At 65.6% G+C, this 16,726-nt stretch carries 16 protein-coding genes; 6 read left to right on the top strand and 10 right to left on the bottom strand.

Translation table 11 applies throughout. The features are described from left to right. Window positions 1-60 precede the first annotated feature (60 nt). Together ACNJYA_RS33275 and ACNJYA_RS33280 are read left to right on the top strand one after the other, a co-directional pair. The gene (locus ACNJYA_RS33275; protein ID WP_439401474.1) at window positions 61-1,650 is read left to right on the top strand and encodes a gamma-glutamyltransferase family protein; all 1,590 of its coding nucleotides are present in this window, start codon (window positions 61-63) and stop codon (window positions 1,648-1,650) included. Window positions 1,651-1,805: 155 nt separating this feature from the next. Beyond that, on the top strand, window positions 1,806-2,036 hold the full coding sequence (locus tag ACNJYA_RS33280) for a hypothetical protein (protein ID WP_439364528.1): 231 nt from the start codon (window positions 1,806-1,808) through the stop codon (window positions 2,034-2,036). A 51-nt stretch (window positions 2,037-2,087) separates the two neighbouring features. Here the strand turns inward: ACNJYA_RS33280 and ACNJYA_RS33285 are convergent, their stop codons facing one another. From ACNJYA_RS33285 to ACNJYA_RS33300, 4 genes are read right to left on the bottom strand one after another with little or no spacing between them, the layout of a single operon-like run. Next, window positions 2,088-3,371 carry an NAD(P)/FAD-dependent oxidoreductase gene (locus tag ACNJYA_RS33285; protein ID WP_439364529.1) on the bottom strand — a complete coding sequence of 428 codons (1,284 nt, stop codon included), beginning with the start codon at window positions 3,369-3,371 and terminating at the stop codon, window positions 2,088-2,090. Between the two features lie 11 nt (window positions 3,372-3,382). Continuing rightward, the gene (locus tag ACNJYA_RS33290; RefSeq protein WP_172788146.1) at window positions 3,383-4,114 is read right to left on the bottom strand and encodes an amino acid ABC transporter ATP-binding protein; all 732 of its coding nucleotides are present in this window, start codon (window positions 4,112-4,114) and stop codon (window positions 3,383-3,385) included. Beyond that, complete coding sequence (locus ACNJYA_RS33295) at window positions 4,111-4,764, bottom strand: amino acid ABC transporter permease (RefSeq protein ID WP_439401475.1); 654 nt, start codon at window positions 4,762-4,764, stop codon at window positions 4,111-4,113. Before ACNJYA_RS33295 ends, ACNJYA_RS33290 begins: the two co-directional genes overlap by 4 nt. A 45-nt stretch (window positions 4,765-4,809) precedes the next feature. Then, a complete protein-coding gene (locus ACNJYA_RS33300; RefSeq protein ID WP_172788144.1) occupies window positions 4,810-5,568 on the bottom strand; it encodes an ABC transporter substrate-binding protein in 759 nt (252 codons plus the stop codon). Window positions 5,569-5,736: 168 nt separating this feature from the next. Here ACNJYA_RS33300 and ACNJYA_RS33305 point away from each other — a divergent pair, with 168 nt between their 5' ends. Then, on the top strand, window positions 5,737-6,381 hold the full coding sequence (locus ACNJYA_RS33305; protein ID WP_172788143.1) for a helix-turn-helix domain-containing protein: 645 nt from the start codon (window positions 5,737-5,739) through the stop codon (window positions 6,379-6,381). Window positions 6,382-6,530: 149 nt separating this feature from the next. On the opposite strand, the gene ACNJYA_RS33310 is transcribed toward ACNJYA_RS33305, so the two are convergent. Next, on the bottom strand, window positions 6,531-7,796 hold the full coding sequence (locus tag ACNJYA_RS33310; protein WP_172788142.1) for a D-amino acid dehydrogenase: 1,266 nt from the start codon (window positions 7,794-7,796) through the stop codon (window positions 6,531-6,533). Between the two features lie 65 nt (window positions 7,797-7,861). Further along, window positions 7,862-9,190 carry an aspartate aminotransferase family protein gene (locus ACNJYA_RS33315; RefSeq protein WP_439401476.1) on the bottom strand — a complete coding sequence of 443 codons (1,329 nt, stop codon included), beginning with the start codon at window positions 9,188-9,190 and terminating at the stop codon, window positions 7,862-7,864. A 148-nt stretch (window positions 9,191-9,338) separates the two neighbouring features. Here ACNJYA_RS33315 and ACNJYA_RS33320 point away from each other — a divergent pair, with 148 nt between their 5' ends. Next, window positions 9,339-9,887 (top strand): cupin domain-containing protein, encoded by a 549-nt coding sequence (locus ACNJYA_RS33320; RefSeq protein WP_008561958.1) that lies wholly within the window; start codon window positions 9,339-9,341, stop codon window positions 9,885-9,887. Between the two features lie 103 nt (window positions 9,888-9,990). Here ACNJYA_RS33320 and ACNJYA_RS33325 read toward each other — a convergent pair whose 3' ends face one another. Genes ACNJYA_RS33325 through ACNJYA_RS33335 form a run of 3 tightly spaced genes read right to left on the bottom strand, consistent with a single transcriptional unit; the run spans window position 9,991 to window position 13,794 of the window. Further along, a complete protein-coding gene (locus tag ACNJYA_RS33325) occupies window positions 9,991-12,252 on the bottom strand; it encodes a xanthine dehydrogenase family protein molybdopterin-binding subunit (RefSeq protein WP_439401477.1) in 2,262 nt (753 codons plus the stop codon). Further along, entirely contained in the window at window positions 12,245-13,300 is a 1,056-nt protein-coding gene (locus tag ACNJYA_RS33330) for an FAD binding domain-containing protein (protein WP_439401478.1), read from the bottom strand. Before ACNJYA_RS33330 ends, ACNJYA_RS33325 begins: the two co-directional genes overlap by 8 nt. After that, the gene (locus ACNJYA_RS33335) at window positions 13,297-13,794 is read right to left on the bottom strand and encodes a (2Fe-2S)-binding protein (RefSeq protein ID WP_172788138.1); all 498 of its coding nucleotides are present in this window, start codon (window positions 13,792-13,794) and stop codon (window positions 13,297-13,299) included. The genes ACNJYA_RS33330 and ACNJYA_RS33335 overlap by 4 nt, the downstream gene beginning before the upstream one ends. A gap of 251 nt (window positions 13,795-14,045) precedes the next feature. Between ACNJYA_RS33335 and ACNJYA_RS33340 the strand changes: the two genes are divergently transcribed. Further along, a complete protein-coding gene (locus ACNJYA_RS33340) occupies window positions 14,046-14,684 on the top strand; it encodes a TetR/AcrR family transcriptional regulator (protein ID WP_172788137.1) in 639 nt (212 codons plus the stop codon). 378 nt (window positions 14,685-15,062) lie between these two features. Here the strand turns inward: ACNJYA_RS33340 and ACNJYA_RS33345 are convergent, their stop codons facing one another. Continuing rightward, window positions 15,063-15,266 carry a hypothetical protein gene (locus tag ACNJYA_RS33345; protein WP_439401479.1) on the bottom strand — a complete coding sequence of 68 codons (204 nt, stop codon included), beginning with the start codon at window positions 15,264-15,266 and terminating at the stop codon, window positions 15,063-15,065. Window positions 15,267-15,743: 477 nt separating this feature from the next. On the opposite strand from ACNJYA_RS33345, the gene ACNJYA_RS33350 reads away from it, so the two are divergent. Then, entirely contained in the window at window positions 15,744-16,721 is a 978-nt protein-coding gene (locus ACNJYA_RS33350) for an ABC transporter substrate-binding protein (RefSeq protein WP_439401480.1), read from the top strand. Window positions 16,722-16,726: the final 5 nt, after the last annotated feature.

Consider the following 16,726-nt stretch of genomic DNA (forward strand, 5'->3'; position numbering starts at 1 on the left):
CCAATTGCGGAGCCTCGCATTCAACGCAGCGAAGCCATCGACAAGCATCAAGACGACACCATGCCTCAGCAGTTCAGTCTCAACCAAACCGTCCGCAAGCCCGCCGTCACATCCCAGGGCGGCATCGTCGCCTCGCAATCGCGGCGGGCGGCTGAAGTCGGGGCGCAGGTGCTGGCCGCCGGCGGCGACTGCGTCGACGCGATCGTCGCGACCACATTTGCCCTCAACGTCCTCGAGCCCTGGAACAGCGGCATCGGCGGCGGCGGTGCGATGGTGCTCTACCGCGCCAAGGAAAATCGCTATGAGGTGATCGACTACGGCATGTGCGCGCCGCAGAGCCTGCGCACTGAGGACTATCCGCTCAGCGGCGAAGGCGCCGCCTCCGACCTGTTTCCCTGGCCAAGGGTGAAAGGCGATCGCAACATTCACGGCCCCGGCTCGATTGCCGTGCCCGGCGTCGTCGCCGGAATGGAAGAGGCGCATCGCCGCTACGCCAAGATGCCGTGGAAGGATCTGGTCGCGCCGGCAGCTCGGCTCGCCGGCGAAGGCCTGCTGGTCGATTGGTGGACGACGGTGACGATCGCGGGCTCGGCAGCCGATCTCAGGCGCTATCCCGCGAGCGCGGCCGCATATCTGAAGGACGGCCTGCCGCCGACCGCGCCATGGGGCATCAAGTTCGAGACGCGGCTGCCGCAGGACGCCCTGAAGGCGACGCTGTCACATCTCGCCGACGCGGGCGCTCGCGATTTCTACCAAGGCGATCTCGCCAGGAGCATTGCTTCCGACATCAAGGCCGACGGCGGCTCGCTGTCGGTGGAGGATCTCGCTGCCTTCCGCGCCCATCTGCGCGAGCCGCTGGCGATCCCCTATCGCGAAGGCAGGGTGTTCGCGACCCCCGAGCTCACCGCGGGGCCGACCATGGCGCATGCGCTGCGCCTGCTGCAGCAGAGCTTGACGCCCGCAGGCGCGCCGGATGCCAGCGCCTATGTCGAATATGCGCTCGCCCTGCAGGCTGCCTTCCGTGAGCGGCTCAAGGACATGGGCGATGCCGACGGCAAGCGCTCGCTCGGCGCCGAATATCTGGCGCCGGCCTGCACCACGCATTTCTCGGTGGTCGACCGTCACGGCAACATCGCGGCGGTGACGCAGACGCTGCTCTCGTCGTTCGGCTCGCGCTACGTGACACCGCACACAGGCATCACCATGAACAACGGCATCATGTGGTTCGACCCGACGCCTGGTACCACCAACTCGCTTGCACCGGGCAAGCGCTGCCTCTGCAACTACACGCCGGTCATCGCCGAGACCAAGGACGGCAAGCGCCTCGCCGTCGGCGCCTCCGGTGGACGCCGCATCCTGCCCGCGGTGATACAGCTCGTGTCCTTCGCGATGGATTACGGCATGGACCTGGACGCCGCCACCCACCAGCCGCGCATCGACGCCAGCGAAGGCGCGGTGGTGATCGGCGATGCGCGCCTGCCGGCGGAGGTGCGCAAAGCGCTGGCCGCGCGCTTCGACTATGAAGAGAGCCGGCTGCAGGCGGTGCCGCAGAAGTTCGCCTTCCCGAGCGTCGTGATGCGCGAGGGCGAGCTCAATTCCGGCGCGGTCGAGATCTTCCAGCCGTGGGCCGATGCGGTGGCGGAGAGCTGAACGCGGGGATCGAAGAAAGATCGTGCCAGCGCGCGTTGAGCATTTGCGCGATTACGCATCAAGGCGAGCGTCACGACTCCTCCACATTCGCGGGGAACTTAGGCAGCCGAACGTCGTTCATTGAACGGACAAGTGCGCTCACCCCTGGAGGACATATGAAGAAACTTGCGTTCGCTGCGTCGCTGGTCATTGCGGCCGGGTTCACATTCACCAGCCCTGCTTTGGCCAAGGGCGGCCACGGTGGCGGTCATGGTCATGGCCATGGTCATGGCCATAAGATGGGCCATCATTACCATGGCACGCCGCCCGGCTGGTCGCATGGACGCAAAGTGGGCTGGCGCGGTTACGGCTGCCCGCCCGGACTGTGGAAGCAGGGTCGCTGCTAAAGCCGATCCGGAATTCACACAAGGCGTCGCTCCTCACGGGCGACGCTTTTTTCATATGCCGAGCTGGTCCCGCACGCGGCCCGCGATCACGGCGGTGGTCACGCCGACCGGCCAGAACGCATGCATCGGGATCGGCTTGATGCCGGTGATGGGCATGTCGATCTCGGCCTTGGCGCCGCCGATCAGGCGGCGGGCGAGCTGCGCGCCCATCGCGGTCGAGAGCGCAACACCGCGGCCGTTGCAGCCGAGTGAGATCAGAACGCTTTCCGCCGGCTCGTGCACGTGGGGATAATGGTCCTTGGTGATGGCGAGCCGGCTGTTCCAGCCGTGGGTCCAGGCAACGCCCTTGAGCTGCGGCCAGAGCCGCTCCGCATAGCGCATGAGATAGGCGACGTCATGCGGCGACTTGATCCAGCGCATCGGGCCGCGTCCGCCCATCAGCAGGCGGTTCTGCTGATCGATGCGATAATAGACCGTGATGTGGCCGCTCTCGTAGAGCACCGGACGCGTCGGCATGATCGAACGGGCGACCGCGTCGGAGAGCGGCGCGGTGGCGGCGATGGAGGAAAACACCGGCACGATGGTGCGGCGGAGCGCCGGCCAGAGATCGTCGGTAAAACCGTTGGTGGCGAGCAGGACCTTGTCGGCATGAACCACCGCGCGCGGCGTCTCGATGCGCCAGCGCGAGCCGTCGCGGCGCAGCGACAACGCCGGCGTCTCGCCATGAACCGTCGCGCCCGCCGAAATGGCGGCCCGCGCAAGCCCGCGGGCGTAGCTGAGGGGATGCAGATCGCCGCCGCTTGTATCGAGCATGGCGCCGATGTAGCGGTCGGTGCCGGTCATGTCGCGGAGCTGCGCTCGGTCGAGGTACGTCACCGGCAGGCCGCGGCGGATGCATTGCTGCGCGGTCTTCTCGATCGCGGCGGCGCTGCTCTCATTGTAAGCCGCGCGCAGCGTACCGTTCTGCCGCGCCTCGCACGGGATCTGGTAACGGCGGATCAAATCGTGCGTGAAGTTGGTCGTGCCGTAGGCGAACGCGATCATGCGGCGGCCGAGGTCAGCGCCGAAATCGGCCTCGATCTGATCGGGATCGTGCTTCAGTCCGGGGTTGGTGTGGCCGCCATTGTTGCCGGACGCGCCCCAGCCCGGCTCCTGCGCCTCCAGCACCAGCGCCTCGACGCCCTGCTCCACCAGATGCAGCGCGGTGGAGAGGCCAGTGTAGCCGCCGCCGACGATCGCGACGGAGACGCTCTTGTCGACGTCGAGCGGCGGCGTGGCAACCGGCGCGACTGCAGTATCGGCATAGAGCGAGGGCGGCAGAGGCAGGCGCGTCATGGCGAGTCCGGTCAGAGCGGATGCAGCACGCGGCGCAGGAAGTCCTGCGTCCGCGCGTGCTGCGGTTGATTGAGCACCGATTTCGCCGGCCCCTGCTCGACAATCACACCGCCGTCGATGAACAGCACGCGATCGGCAACATCGCGGGCAAAGCCCATCTCGTGGGTGACGACGACCATGGTCATGCCGTCGTCGGCGAGCTTGCGCATGACGCCAAGAACGTCGCCGACGAGCTCGGGATCGAGCGCCGAGGTCGGCTCGTCGAACAGGATGGCCTTGGGCTGCATGGCGAGCGCCCGCGCGATGGCGACGCGCTGCTGCTGGCCGCCGGAGAGCTGCGGCGGATGCGCGTCGGCCTTTTCCGCAAGCCCGACCTGGGCGAGCAGCGTCCGGCCGCGCTCCAGCACTTGCGCACGCGGCTCCTTCTTCACGAAGAGCGGTCCCTCGACGACGTTTTCCAGCGCAGTGCGATGCGGGAACAAATTGAAGCGCTGGAACACCATCGAGACCTGGGTGCGGATGTTCACGATCGACGGCGCGTCGCGGTCAACCTTCAAGCCTTCGACGCTGATCTCGCCGCGGTCGTAGCTTTCGAGCCCGTTGATGCAGCGCAGGATGGTGGATTTGCCGGAGCCGGAGGGGCCGATGATGCAGACCACCTCGCCCTTCTCGACGCTCGCCGTGATGCCCTTGAGCACCTCGACCTTGCCAAAGCTCTTGTGGACGTCGCTCAGCTCGATCATCGCTTGCCGGCCCGCTTCTCGAAGTGACGGACGAGCAGGATCAACGGAATGCTCATGGTGAGATACATCAGGGCGACCAGCGTGAACACGCTGGTGTTCTTGAACGTCGAGGACGCGATCAGCTTGCCCTGCAGCGCGAGCTCGGCGACCGTGATGGTCGAGGCCTGCGAGGAATCCTTCAGCATCATGATCATGACGTTGCCGTAAGGCGGCAGCACGATGCGCACCGCCTGCGGCAGCACCACGCGGCGCATGGTGAGCCACCAGCCCATGCCGATCGACTGCGCCGCCTCGATCTGGCCCTTGTCGATGGCCTCGATGCCGGCGCGGAAGTTCTCGGCCTGATAGGCCGAATAGGCGATGCCGAGGCCGAGGATGGCGGCCTGCAAGGCCGACAGCGTGACGCCGAGATCCGGCATCACGAAGTAGAGGTAGAACAACAGCACGATGATCGGGATGCCGCGGATCACGTTGATCAGGCTGGCGCTGAGCATCGACAGCGCTCTTATGCCGGAGACCCGCATCATCGCCCAGACGAGGCCCAGCACCGTCGAGAGCAGCAGCGAGCCCACCGTGACGATGATCGTCAGGGCGACGCCGTTCAGCAGGATCGGGAAGAACTCGACGGCGTCGCGCCAGAAGCCTCTCATCGGGCAGCCTTCGATCGATCAGGTCTTGCGGTCAGGTCTTGGCAATCAACCTTGCGCCTTCTGGCCCCATTTCTCGAGGATCTTGTCGATGGTGCCGTTGGCCTTCAGCTTCGCCAGCGAGGCATTGATCTTGCCGAGCAGTGCGCTCTCGCCCTTGCGCACGCCGATGCCGACCGAGCCGACGGTAACGGGCTTGTAGCTGTCGACGAGACGCACGTCGGGGAAACCGCCCTGCTTCAGATTGTAGGCGAGGATCGGATAGTCGGCGAAGCCGGCCTTGAGACGGCCGGTGTTCACGTCGCGCAGGATGTCGGGGATGGTGTCGTAGGCCTTCACGTCCGCGAACAGGCCGGACTTCTTCAGCGCATCGACGAAGGCGGTGCCGACTTGCGCGCCGACCGTCTCGCCCTTCAGGTCCTCCTGCGCAGCGTAGGCCTTGGCATCGCCCTTCGGCACCACGAGGCCTTCGCCATAGGTGTAGATCGGGTCTGAGAAGTCGACGACCTCCTTGCGCGGCGCGGTGATGAACATCGCGGCCGCAATGATGTCGATCTTGCTCGAGGTCAGCGACGGGATCAGCGCCGAGAACGCCATCGGCTCGATCTGCACGTTGAGGCCGGCGTCCTTGCCGATCTCGGTGACGAGATCGACCATGATGCCCTGGATGGTGTTGGTCTTGGTGTCGAGGAACGTGAAGGGAATGCCTGTCGGTGTCGAGCCGACCTTCAGCACCTGCTGCGCCGAAGCCGGCACGGCTGTGGCAATGGCGAGCGCCGCGATTGCGGCCTGAACAAAACGCTTCATCGCATCCCCCTTTTGGGCCTGGCCGGCGCATGTCGCGATCAGACGTTGCGGGCCGGGCCGTTTCGGCCTATTTTCACCAATATGAAAATTTGGTCACATTTTCGCGGACGATGCAAGCGGTTTTCATGCACATGAAGGAAGCGGTTTGACGTGAGCGGGGGCAAAAGAATGCGCAAACCGGCCGCCGCAAAGCCGGCCAAGAAAAGGCCGGCTAAGGTGAAGGCCAAGCCGGCCGAGCCGGCGATGGACGTCGCGGTCGGCCGCCGCATCCGCGACCTCAGGCGGGTCAGGCAATTCTCGCTGGAGACGGTCGCCGCGCGCACGGAGTTGTCGATCGGCTTTCTCAGCCAGATCGAGCGCGGGCTGTCGTCGCCGTCGCTGCGGGTGCTGGCGACGCTCGCCGACGTGCTCGGCGTCGGCATCGCCGCGCTGTTCGGCGCGAGCCCGAGCGCCGACGGCGCATCGGATCAGGTGGTGACACGCGGGCTGCAACGGCCCGAGCTGAAGCTCTGGCGCACCGGCGTGTCCAAACAATTGCTGAGCCCGGCCAGCAGCGACAACAAGCTCAATCTGTTCCTGGTGCATCTGGAGCCCGGCGGCTCCACCGGCGATGAGCTCTACACCCACGACGGCGAAGAGGCAGGGCTGGTGCTCGAAGGCGAGATGATGCTGACGGTGGACAGCCAGACGTGGTCGCTGAAAACAGGCGACAGCTTTCGCTTCGCGAGCCGAAGGCCGCACCGGTTTTCCAATCCGGCGCAGGATGCGAAGGCCGTGGTGCTGTGGGTGAATTGCGTGACGGGGGCGGGGTAGCTGCTTCAACGCACGCGGCGGACTGAAGAAATCCCGGGACATCTCCACGCCGTCATTGCGAGCGAAGCGAAGCAATCCAGAGTCTCACCGCGGAGACGGCCTGGATTGCTTCGTCGCTTCGCTCCTCGCAATGACGAGGGGATAGAGCCTTAGCCAAACCGGTGCTTGTACCGCTCCACTGACAGCGCGCTGACGTCGATCTCCGGCTTCTTGCCTGACAGCATGTCGGCGAGCACGCGGCCCGAGCCGCAGGACATGGTCCAGCCCAGCGTGCCGTGGCCGGTGTTGAGGTGCAGGTTGGCGTAGTGGGTCGGGCCGATCACGGGCGGGCCGTCCGGCGTCATCGGGCGCAGGCCGCTCCAGAACGTCGCCTTGGACAGATCGCCGCCGCGCGGGAACAGGTCGGTCAGCGAATGATCGAGCGTGTCGCGGCGCGCGTCGTAGAGCTTGCTCGAATAGCCCGAGATCTCCGCGGTCCCGCCGACGCGGATGCGATTGCCGAGGCGGGTGATCGCGACCTTGTAGCTCTCGTCCATCACGGTCGATTCCGGCGCGCCGGAGGCGTCCTTGATCGGCACCGTGATCGAATAGCCCTTCACCGGATAGACCGGCAGCGAGATGCCGAGCGGCGCCGCCAGCCGCGACGACCAGCTGCCGAGCGCGAGCACGTAGGCATCCGCCTGCAACAGGCCGGCGCTGGTCGCGACCCCGCTGACGCGCGCGCCCTCGGTGACGATGCGATCGATCGAGGTGTTGAACATGAAGCGCACGCCGAGCGCCTGGGCGTGCTTGGCGAGCGCCTGCGTGAACATGTGGCAGTCGCCGGTCTCGTCCTGCGGCAGGCGAAGTCCGCCGACGAACTTCTCCTTCACGCCCGCAAGCGCCGGCTCGACCGCGATGCAGCCCTCGCGGCTCAGCACCTCGAAAGGAACGCCGTACTGCTTGAGCACGGCGATGTCTTCGGCGGTGCCGTCGAGCTGGGCCTGGTAGCGAAACAGCTGCAGCGTGCCCTGCGAGCGCTCGTCGTACTGGATGCCGATGTCGCGGCGCAGATCGCGTAAAGAGTCGCGGCTGTATTCCGCGATCGGAATCATCCGGCTCTTGTTGACCGCGTAGCGTTCGCTGGTGCAGTTGCGCAGCATCTTGAGCAGCCAGACCCACATCACCGGATCGAGCTTCGGCCGGATCACCAGCGGGCCGTGCTTCATCAACAGCCACTTGACCGCCTTCACCGGCACGCCGGGGCCGGCCCAGGGCGAAGAATAGCCGGGCGACACCTCGCCCGCGTTGGCGAAAGAGGTCTCCAACGCCGGCTCCGGCTGACGGTCGACGACCGTCACCTCATGGCCTGCACGCGCGAGGTAGTAGGCAGAGGTGACACCGATGACACCGCTGCCGAGGATCAGGACTTTCACGCTTCGTCAAACTCCCGCGGCGCTCGCCGCTGCAAGGACACAACTCGCGACGGCGAGAGCAATTATCAGGCCACCTTCTTGATGGCGTCCCCGAGGATCGAGACCATCTGGTCGATGTGGCTCTTCTCGACGATGAGCGGCGGCGACATTGCGAAGCTGTCGCCGCTCATGCGCAAGTAAAGGCCGGTGTTGAAGCAGTCGACCATGACGTCATAGCCGCGCGCGCCGACGATGCCGTCACGCGGCGCGAGCTCGACCGCGCCCATCAGGCCGCAATTGCGGATGTCGACGACGTTCGGCAGGCCTTTCAGCGAATGCAGCGCATCGCGCCAATATTCGGCCATCGACGCACCGCGCGTGAGCAGGCCTTCGTCCTTGTAGATGTCGAGCGTCGCGATACCGGCGGCGCAGGCGGTCGGATGCGCCGAATAGGTGTAGCCGTGGAACAGCTCCATCTGGTTCTCGGGGCCGACCATCATGCCGTCGTGCACCTTGCGGCTCGCAAACACGGCGCCGCAGGGAATGGTGCCGTTGGTGATGCCCTTGGCCGTCGTCATCAGGTCCGGCGTGACGCCGAAGAAGTTGGCGGCGAACGGCGTGCCGAGGCGGCCGAAGCCGGTAATGACCTCGTCGAAGATCAGGAGGATGCCGTGCTTATCGCAGATCTCGCGCAGGCGCTGCAGATAGCCCTTCGGCGGCGGCAGCACCGCGGTCGAGCCCGGCACAGGCTCGACGATGACGGCGGCAATGGTCTCGGCGCCATGCAAGGCGACCAGACGCTCGAGATCGTCGGCGAGCTCGACGCCATGCTCGGGCTGGTCCTTGGCGAAGGCGTTGCGGGTGAGATCGTGGGTATGGCGGATGTGGTCGACGCCGGGCAGCAGGGTCGCAAAGGCACGACGATTGGCGACCATGCCGCCGACCGACGTGCCGCCGAAGCCGACGCCGTGATAGCCCCGCTCGCGGCCGATCAGGCGGGTGCGGCTCGACTGGCCGTTGGCGCGGTGATAGGCCAGCGCGATCTTCAGCGCGGTGTCGACCGACTCGGAGCCGGAATTGGTGAAGAAGACGCGGTCGAGACCCTTCGGCGCGATCTCGGCAAGGCGCTCGGCGAAGTCGAAGGCCAGCGGATGGCCCATCTGGAACGTGGGCGCGAAATCCAGCGTCATCAGCTGGCGCTCGACCGCGGCGGCGATCTGCTTGCGGCCGTGGCCGGCATTGACGCACCAGAGGCCGGCGGAGCCGTCGATCACCTTGCGGCCGTCGACGGTGGTGTAATGCATGCCCTCGGCCGAGGAGAACAGGCGCGGCGCCTTCTTGAACTGCCGGTTGGCCGTGAACGGCATCCAGAACGAGTCGGTCTTGATGGTGTTCGGAATCTGATGAAGGGTCACGGCCGCGCTCCTTTGCTGACCCGCTAGCAGAGCCACGGCTTGGAAAGCGCAACAAGTCCTTTTCTGGTGACCTGCAAGCCATTGATTTAGCTGGGGCTGCCGGTCCATATTTGCGCGATCCGCAACACCTGCAACACGGGACCAGGGCATGAGCGTCGACATCGGTGGACGGCTGCGATTCATCCGGGCGCGCCACAAGCTGTCGCAGCGCGAGCTGGCCAAGCGTGCCGGCGTCACCAATTCGACCATCTCGCTGATCGAATCCAACCAGATGAACCCCTCGGTCGGCGCGCTCAAGCGCATCCTCGACGGCATCCCAATGGGGCTCGCCGAGTTCTTCGCGCTGGAGCCGGAGTCCAGGCGCAAGATCTTCTACCGCGCCGAGGAGCTCACCGAGGTCGGCAAGAAGCCGATCTCGTACCGACAAATCGGCGACAATCTGTTCGGCCGCAGCCTGCAGATCCTCAAAGAGCGCTACGAGCCCGGCAGCGACACCGGGCGCGTGCATCTCGTCCATGACGGCGAGGAAGGCGGCATCGTGATCTCAGGCAAGCTCGAAGTCACCGTCGAGGACGAGCGCCGCATCCTCAATCCCGGCGATGCCTATTATTTCGAGAGCCGCCGCCCGCATCGCTTCCGCTGCGTCGGCGGCAAGCCGTGCGAGGTGATCTCGGCCTGCACGCCGCCGACGTTCTGAAGGCGAGATCGACGCATCCGGCGCGACTCGTTCACCTCTCCCGCAAGCGGGAGAGGGAGCGCACCTCCGTCGTTGCAGCGATTTGGCCTCGTTTCATCGCGCTTCAAAGCTGAGTCAGCAACTCCTCGATCCGGATCGGAAAGCGGCGCACCCGCACGCCGGTCGCGTGCCAGACCGCGTTGGCGACCGCGCCGGCGCTGCCGGTGATGCCGATTTCGCCGACGCCCTTGATGCCGAGCGCGTTGACGTGCGGATCGTGCTCCTCGACGGTGATGACGTCGAGCGGCGGCACGTCGGCATTCACCGGGATGTGGTACTCGCCGAGATCAGCATTCATGATCCGCCCGCTGCGGCGGTCGGTGATCGCCGCCTCGTGCAGCGCGAAGGACAGGCCCCAGATCATGCCGCCGAACAGCTGGCTCTGCACCATGCGCGGATTGACGATGCGTCCGGCGGCGAAGGCGCCGACCATGCGACTGACGCGGACCTGGCCGAGTTCGGGATCGACCTTCACCTCGGCGAACACCGCGCCGTGGGCATGCATCGCATATTGCTCCATCGCCGCAGGGTTCGGCGCGCCGGTGCCGCGCGCCTCGACCTCGGCAACGCCGGCGCGCGCGAGAATCTCGGCATAGCTCTCGCTGCGGCTCTCGTCGTCGCGGCGGATCAGCCTGCCCTCGCGCGCGATCACGCCGGCATTGCCGGCGCCGAACAACGGCGAGCGCTCGTCGCTGGTGGCGAGATCGGCGAGCTTTGCGATCACGGCCGCACCGGCGCTGTGGATCGCCGCGCCCGCCGTTGCCGTGTGCGCCGAGCCGCCGGCGATGCCGGCGTCGGGCAGGTCGGACGTGCCGGACTTGAAGTCGAGGCGGTCGATGTCGAGGCCGACGGAATCGGCCGCGATCTGCGCCAGCGCCGTCCAGGCGCCCTGCCCCATGTCGTGCGCGCCGATCTCCATCACGCCGGAGCCGTCACGCCGGATCGCCGCACGCGCCTCGGCCTGGAACATCAGCGCCGGGAAGGTCGCCGTGCCCATGCCCCAGCCGACCAGGAGGCCGGCATCGTCGCGCATCTGCTGCGGCTGCAGCGGACGCTTCGCCCAGCCGAAGCGCGCGGCGCCCTGCTCGTAGCAGGCCCGCAGCGCCTTGGAGGAGAAGGGCCGTCCCGTCATCGGCTCGACCTCGGCGTAGTTTTTCAGGCGGAAGGCCAGCGGATCCATTCCGCAGGCCCAGGCCATCTCGTCGATCGCGCTCTCCAGCGCGATCGAGCCGGTCGCCTCGCCGGGCGCGCGCATGAACAGCGGCGTGCCAGTGTTGACGCGCACGGCATCGTGCGAGGTGCGGATCGCCGGCGCCGCATAGAGCGTGTGCGAGGCATCGGCGGCGGGCTCGTAGAAATCGTCGAAGGTGCTCGACACCGTTCTGGCATGGTGGTCGAGCGCGGTCAGATGGCCCTCGTGATCAGCGCCGAGCCGCAGGCGCTGACGCGTCGGCGCGCGGTGGCCGACCGGGCCGTACATCTGCTCACGGCGCAGCACCAGCTTGACTGGCCTGCCGACGAGCTTTGCCGCCATGATGCCGAGGACCGGCGGCCCGCCCATGAGCCCCTTCGACCCGAAGCCGCCGCCGAGGAACGGGCTGCGCACGTGGATCTTGTCGGGCGCGATGCCGAACAGCTCGGCGATGCGCGCCAGCGACAGCTTCAGGCCCTGGGTCGGCATGTCCACGGACAGCCTGCCGCCATCCCAGTGCGCCACGACAGCATGCGGCTCCATGGCGTTATGATATTGCGGCGGGGTCTCGTATGTCGCATCGATCTGCTTTTCGGCTGCGGCAAGGCCGGCCTCGACATCGCCGCGGTGATTTTCGGTCGGGTTTCCGACGCCGACGACGGGCGGCACAAAACTCTCGCCGGCGTCGAGTCCAACCAGCGGAGGCAGCGTCTCGTAGCGCGGTGCCAGCAGCGCGGCACCTTCGGTCGCGGCTTCAAGCGTCTCGGCGATCACGACGGCGATCGGCTGGTTGGCGTAGCGGACTTCGTTGCTCTGCAACGCCTCCATCCGAAACACGAACGGATTGGTCTTGATCTCCGGATCGATCGCGAGCGCCGGCTTATTCTCCGGCGTCATGACGTCGACGACACCGGGATGGCGCTTTGCGGCAGCGACATCGAGCGAGACGACGCGGCCTCGCGCGATGCTGGAAACGGCCATCACGGCAAACAGCGTGCCGGGCGGATGATTGTCCGCGGCGTAAGTCGCCTGCCCCGTCACCTTGAGGATGCCGTCACGGCGGGTCAGCGGCTGGCCGATGTTCGAGCCGTGCCGCAGATGAGCGGGAGCGCTGGCGAGGTTGAGCTCAGACATTGATGGCTCCGGAGGTCGAGGCAAAGGGAGAGGCCGGCAGCGCGGGGATCCGCGCGGGCGTGCCGGCGGCGGCCAAGGTCAGCGCGCGCACGACGATGCGACGCGCGAGCTCGATCTTGAAGGCGTTGTCGCCGGACGGCTTTGCGCCCTCGAGCGCGCGCCAGGCCGCCTCCTGGAATGCGTCTGCCGTGGGCGCGACGCCCTTGAGGACGCCTTCCGCTGCGCGAGCGCGCCAGGGCTTTGCGGCGACGCCGCCGAGCGCGAGCCGCGCCTGTGCGATTCTGCCGTTCTCGATCCGCAGCGCAGCCGCGGCCGAGACGACGGCAAAGGCATAGGAGGTGCGCTCGCGGACCTTGAGGGAGCGCGCATGCGCGGCAAAGCCGCGTGCGGCGGGCGGCAGGCGCACCGCGACGATGAGATCGCCGGGCTCGAGCACGGACTCGCGCTCGGGCGCATCGCCCGGCAGGCGGTGCAACTCGTCGAGCGCAAGCTCGCGCCGGCCGCCCCTGCCCTCGATCTCGACGATGGCATCGAGCGCGACCAGGGGCACGCAGAAGTCGGAAGGGTGCGTGGCGATGCAGCTCTCGCTCCAGCCGAGCACGGCATGGCTGCGGTTCTCACCGTCGCGCGCGTCGCAGCCGGAGCCGGGCGCGCGTTTGTTGCAGCGGCTGGCGGTATCGTAGAAATACGCGCAGCGCGTCCGTTGCAACAGGTTGCCGCCGACGGTGGCGGCATTTCGCAACTGAGCCGACGCACCGGAGAGCAGCGCTTCGGCCACAGCGGGATAGGACCGCGCAAACTCCGCATCATGGGCGAGATCGGCATTGCGCACCAGCGCGCCGATGCGCAACGACCCGTCCGCGAGCGTCTCGATTTGGTCGAGGCCATCGAGACGCGTGACGTCGACCAGCCGGTCCGGACGGCTGACGCCGCCCTTCATCAGGTCGAGCAGGTTGGTGCCGGCAGCGAGGTAGACCGCGCCCGGCTGGGCCGCGGCAGCAACGGCTTCAGTGACCGTGGCCGGCCTGACATAATCGAACTGTTTCATGCGGAGCGCCTCTGATTGGTCTCGTCCATCCCGGCCTGCGCGTCCAGCACGGCATCGACGATGCCGGCGTAAGCGCCGCAGCGGCACAAATTGCCGCTCATGCATTCGCGGACGCGCTCGGGATCGTTGCCGGCCTGGCCTTCGCCGATCATGCCGATCGCGCTCATGATCTGGCCGGGCGTGCAGAAGCCGCACTGGAAGCCGTCATGGGCGATGAAGGCGGCCTGCACCGGATGCAGCTGGTCGCCGCGCGCGAGGCCTTCGATGGTGAGGATGTCGGCGCCGTCATGGCTGATGGCGAGCGCGAGACAGGAGTTGATGCGCTTGCCGTCGACCAGGATGGTGCAGGCGCCGCACTGGCCGCGGTCGCATCCCTTCTTGGTTCCGGTCAGATCGAGGCGCTCACGCAGGAGATCGAGCAGCGTGACGCGCGGATCGTCGAGGACGAAGTCGCGCCGCGCACCGTTCACGGTGAGGCTGATGGAGTGGTTCATACAAGGCTCCGATCAGATATGGACATGAGTCATCGCGCAGCGCGCCACCGCCGTGGCCGCCGTCGAATAGCGCCGCCCGAACATGATGCGGCCGGCGCACGAGCGAAGATACGGAGGCACCCTCCGTTTAACAAGAGCCGCCCGGAAATATTTGGAATTCGTCAAAACCGCGTGCGCCGCCAACGCGATGCAGCCCTGCATGGGTCCGGCGAGGGTTCAATCTAACCAATTCGTGATCTACATTGCGCGCCATGGACGACCACACCGACCAGACCCGAAAGCCCCGCGCCGATGCCGTGCGCAATCGCGAGCGCGTGCTCGAAGCGGCCAAGCTGGTGTTCAGCGCGGGCGGGCCCGAGGCGAGCCTGGAAGCCGTGGCGAAGCGGGCCGGCGTCGGCATCGGCACGCTGTATCGTCATTTTTCGACGCGCGAGGCCTTGTTCGAGGCGGTGTATCGGCGCGAGGTCGAGCAGTTCAGCGAGCTTGCCGAGTTGCTGAAGAACGAGAAGGACCCGGTCGAGGCGCTGCGGCGCTGGTTGCACTCGGGGGTCGAGTTCGTTGCGACCAAGAAGGGGATGATGGCAGCGCTGGCGCTCGCGGTGCAGAGCGGGTCGGAGCTGCATGCTTTCTCCTTCGAGCGTCTGACCAAGGCGATCGGCTCGCTGCTGGACCGGGCGGTCGCAGCTGGCGAGATGCGCGCCGACCTCAGCCCGGAGGACCTGCTGCGCGCCTTCTTTGGCATGTGCTACGTGCACGACCAGCCCGGCTGGCAGGCGACGGCGCTGCGCCTGCTCGACGTGTTCGTCGACGGCTTGCGGGTGCCGCCGCCCAGCAAGGCCAAGGCGCGCTCGTCGAAGACGACGAAGCCCGCGACGAAGCGGAAGCGGTAGGGCGTGCAGAGCGACCTACGCCGCGGGCGAAGCGCTTCGCCACGCGGGTCGCAAACCACAATCCAAGATCATGTGAAAACCGGCAGCACGATCTCTGATTTATGAAGGCGCTCTTTTCAGGAGCGCGTACGCACGATGGGAGCTGTTTTTGCGCCAGACTAGGTCTGGATCGCTGCTACAACATTGTTCACGTCTGCCCTACAAAGGCGACGAGCACGCCATTTGCTGCGAGCAACGATACAAATAACCATCTGCCACGAACTGAGATTGTAGCTGCACGGTCGTTTATTTCGGTTGTGAGGACTCAACTCATGACGAAGCACTTTTCAAACAGCGTTGTGCCCTACTTCGTTGTAGTCGTCATATCCATGGTGACAATCACGATTGCAGCAACATCGGTGGGTGAGTCAGTTGTTGCAGGCATCGCTGCGTCGATACCAGGCCCATTCCATCTCGCACATGCAGGCGCGGTGTCGAACCAACCGAAGCTCGCTCGTGCGCCAACAGGTTGCGGGCTTCGATCTGCTCCGCCGCAATGGAAGGTGGACTGGCTTTTCGAGCCGCCTGGGCATCCCCTGCCATGAGTCCTCGCCAGGGGCCGCAGGCCGCAACTCTTCTTAACCTGGAAGGCAAGCCGACGCTTTGCCTCTCGTTCGCTGCACCGCATCACCGTCACCTCTGTCGAAGATATTGACTGCTTGTGAAGTAGTTTACATCTCCTCGCTCATGGCGCGGCCTAGTGTGAAGACAAGTTCTTGCTTTGACGGAGGCCTCCCATGCTCTCAGCAATCAAATGGAATTCTCGCACTCGCGAATGGGTAATGTTGGCTATGACACTCGTTGTCGGCGTACAGGCAAACCGGCAGGAGGACGAAAGGAAGCAAAGGCAGCCACTCTGGAAGCATTTCGACGATACCCATCATTGGGATGAAACCGCTGAGGAATGGGTCCCCAACCAAGATCACTGAGCGTGCAATGCGCCAGAGCGGCGCCTATGACAGTAACGGACATGGCCCTTCTGGATGAATTGCCCGGTCTCTACGATGGCTGGAGTCAGGGATGAACCGGAGGCAGTTCATTGCCACGGCGGTTTGCGTAATCGGGTGGCCAGTCGTGGGGCTGGCGCAGCGGACCGGGAGTGTTCCTCGCATCGGGTTTCTCGGTCTTGGCAAGTCCGAGGATTGGACTGACCAGATCGAAGCCTTGCGCCTTGGACTTAAGCGCTTCGGATATAACGAAGGCCGCAACCTGCTGATCGAATTTCGATGGGCCGCCGCGATTGCTGAATTGGATAGGTTTGCCGAAGAGCTTTCGAAGTTGAATGTCGACATTATCATCGCGCCGGCGTCGACGCAGGTTGAACCCGCACTGCGGGCCACGAGGACGATCCCGATCGTTTTTGCGCAGCACGCCGACCCAGTCGGAATTGGGCACGTAGCCAGTCTGGCGCACCCGGGTGGCAATGTTACCGGGGTATCGATGGTCCTTACAGAAATGGCTGCCAAAGGATTGGAAATCCTTGTCGAGGCACAACCGGGGACGAAGCGTGTGGGGGTGCTGTGGAATTTGACCACGCCGACGCATGCCCGTGTACTGTCCGTCCTTGAAGAAGCGGCTAAGCGCAAGAGCATCGATTTGGTGGGAGCGCCGATCAGCACGGCCGACGATTTCAACCGAGCTTTTGACCTGATGGTGAACGAAAAGGTTGCTTCGGTGCTTGTCCCATCGTCCCCGATCACAAACGCTCGCCGTCGGGCGCTCGCCGAACTGGGTATCAAGCACCGATTACCGACCATGTTTGCGAACAGAGCGAACGTGGAAGCTGGCGGGCTCATGAGTTATGGACCGAACTTCAACAGCATGTATCGTTACGTCGCCTTCTTTGTCGACAAGATACTGAAAGGGGAAAAGCCGGGCGACCTCCCTGTCGAGCAGGCTTCAAAATACGAGCTGGTACTCAACCTTGCGACGGCACGTCTCATTGGAGCCGACTTGCCATCGGTCCTCATTGCTCGTGCGGATGAGGTGATTGAATAGCATCG

Origin of the sequence: Bradyrhizobium sp. BLXBL-01 (assembly GCF_051853025.1) — a bacterium.
GTDB lineage: Bacteria > Pseudomonadota > Alphaproteobacteria > Rhizobiales > Xanthobacteraceae > Bradyrhizobium.

What these genes read in the sequence shown, in the direction of transcription:
- ACNJYA_RS33275 (WP_439401474.1), top strand. Translation starts at nt 61, where the DNA reads ATGCCTCAGCAGTTCAGTCTCAACCAAACCGTCCGCAAGCCCGCCGTC.
- ACNJYA_RS33280 (WP_439364528.1), top strand. Translation starts at nt 1,806, where the DNA reads ATGAAGAAACTTGCGTTCGCTGCGTCGCTGGTCATTGCGGCCGGGTTC.
- ACNJYA_RS33285 (WP_439364529.1), bottom strand. Translation starts at nt 3,371, where the DNA reads ATGACGCGCCTGCCTCTGCCGCCCTCGCTCTATGCCGATACTGCAGTC.
- ACNJYA_RS33290 (WP_172788146.1), bottom strand. Translation starts at nt 4,114, where the DNA reads ATGATCGAGCTGAGCGACGTCCACAAGAGCTTTGGCAAGGTCGAGGTG.
- ACNJYA_RS33295 (WP_439401475.1), bottom strand. Translation starts at nt 4,764, where the DNA reads ATGAGAGGCTTCTGGCGCGACGCCGTCGAGTTCTTCCCGATCCTGCTG.
- ACNJYA_RS33300 (WP_172788144.1), bottom strand. Translation starts at nt 5,568, where the DNA reads ATGAAGCGTTTTGTTCAGGCCGCAATCGCGGCGCTCGCCATTGCCACA.
- ACNJYA_RS33305 (WP_172788143.1), top strand. Translation starts at nt 5,737, where the DNA reads ATGCGCAAACCGGCCGCCGCAAAGCCGGCCAAGAAAAGGCCGGCTAAG.
- ACNJYA_RS33320 (WP_008561958.1), top strand. Translation starts at nt 9,339, where the DNA reads ATGAGCGTCGACATCGGTGGACGGCTGCGATTCATCCGGGCGCGCCAC.
- ACNJYA_RS33325 (WP_439401477.1), bottom strand. Translation starts at nt 12,252, where the DNA reads ATGTCTGAGCTCAACCTCGCCAGCGCTCCCGCTCATCTGCGGCACGGC.
- ACNJYA_RS33330 (WP_439401478.1), bottom strand. Translation starts at nt 13,300, where the DNA reads ATGAAACAGTTCGATTATGTCAGGCCGGCCACGGTCACTGAAGCCGTT.
- ACNJYA_RS33335 (WP_172788138.1), bottom strand. Translation starts at nt 13,794, where the DNA reads ATGAACCACTCCATCAGCCTCACCGTGAACGGTGCGCGGCGCGACTTC.
- ACNJYA_RS33340 (WP_172788137.1), top strand. Translation starts at nt 14,046, where the DNA reads ATGGACGACCACACCGACCAGACCCGAAAGCCCCGCGCCGATGCCGTG.
- ACNJYA_RS33345 (WP_439401479.1), bottom strand. Translation starts at nt 15,266, where the DNA reads ATGGCAGGGGATGCCCAGGCGGCTCGAAAAGCCAGTCCACCTTCCATT.
- ACNJYA_RS33350 (WP_439401480.1), top strand. Translation starts at nt 15,744, where the DNA reads ATGAACCGGAGGCAGTTCATTGCCACGGCGGTTTGCGTAATCGGGTGG.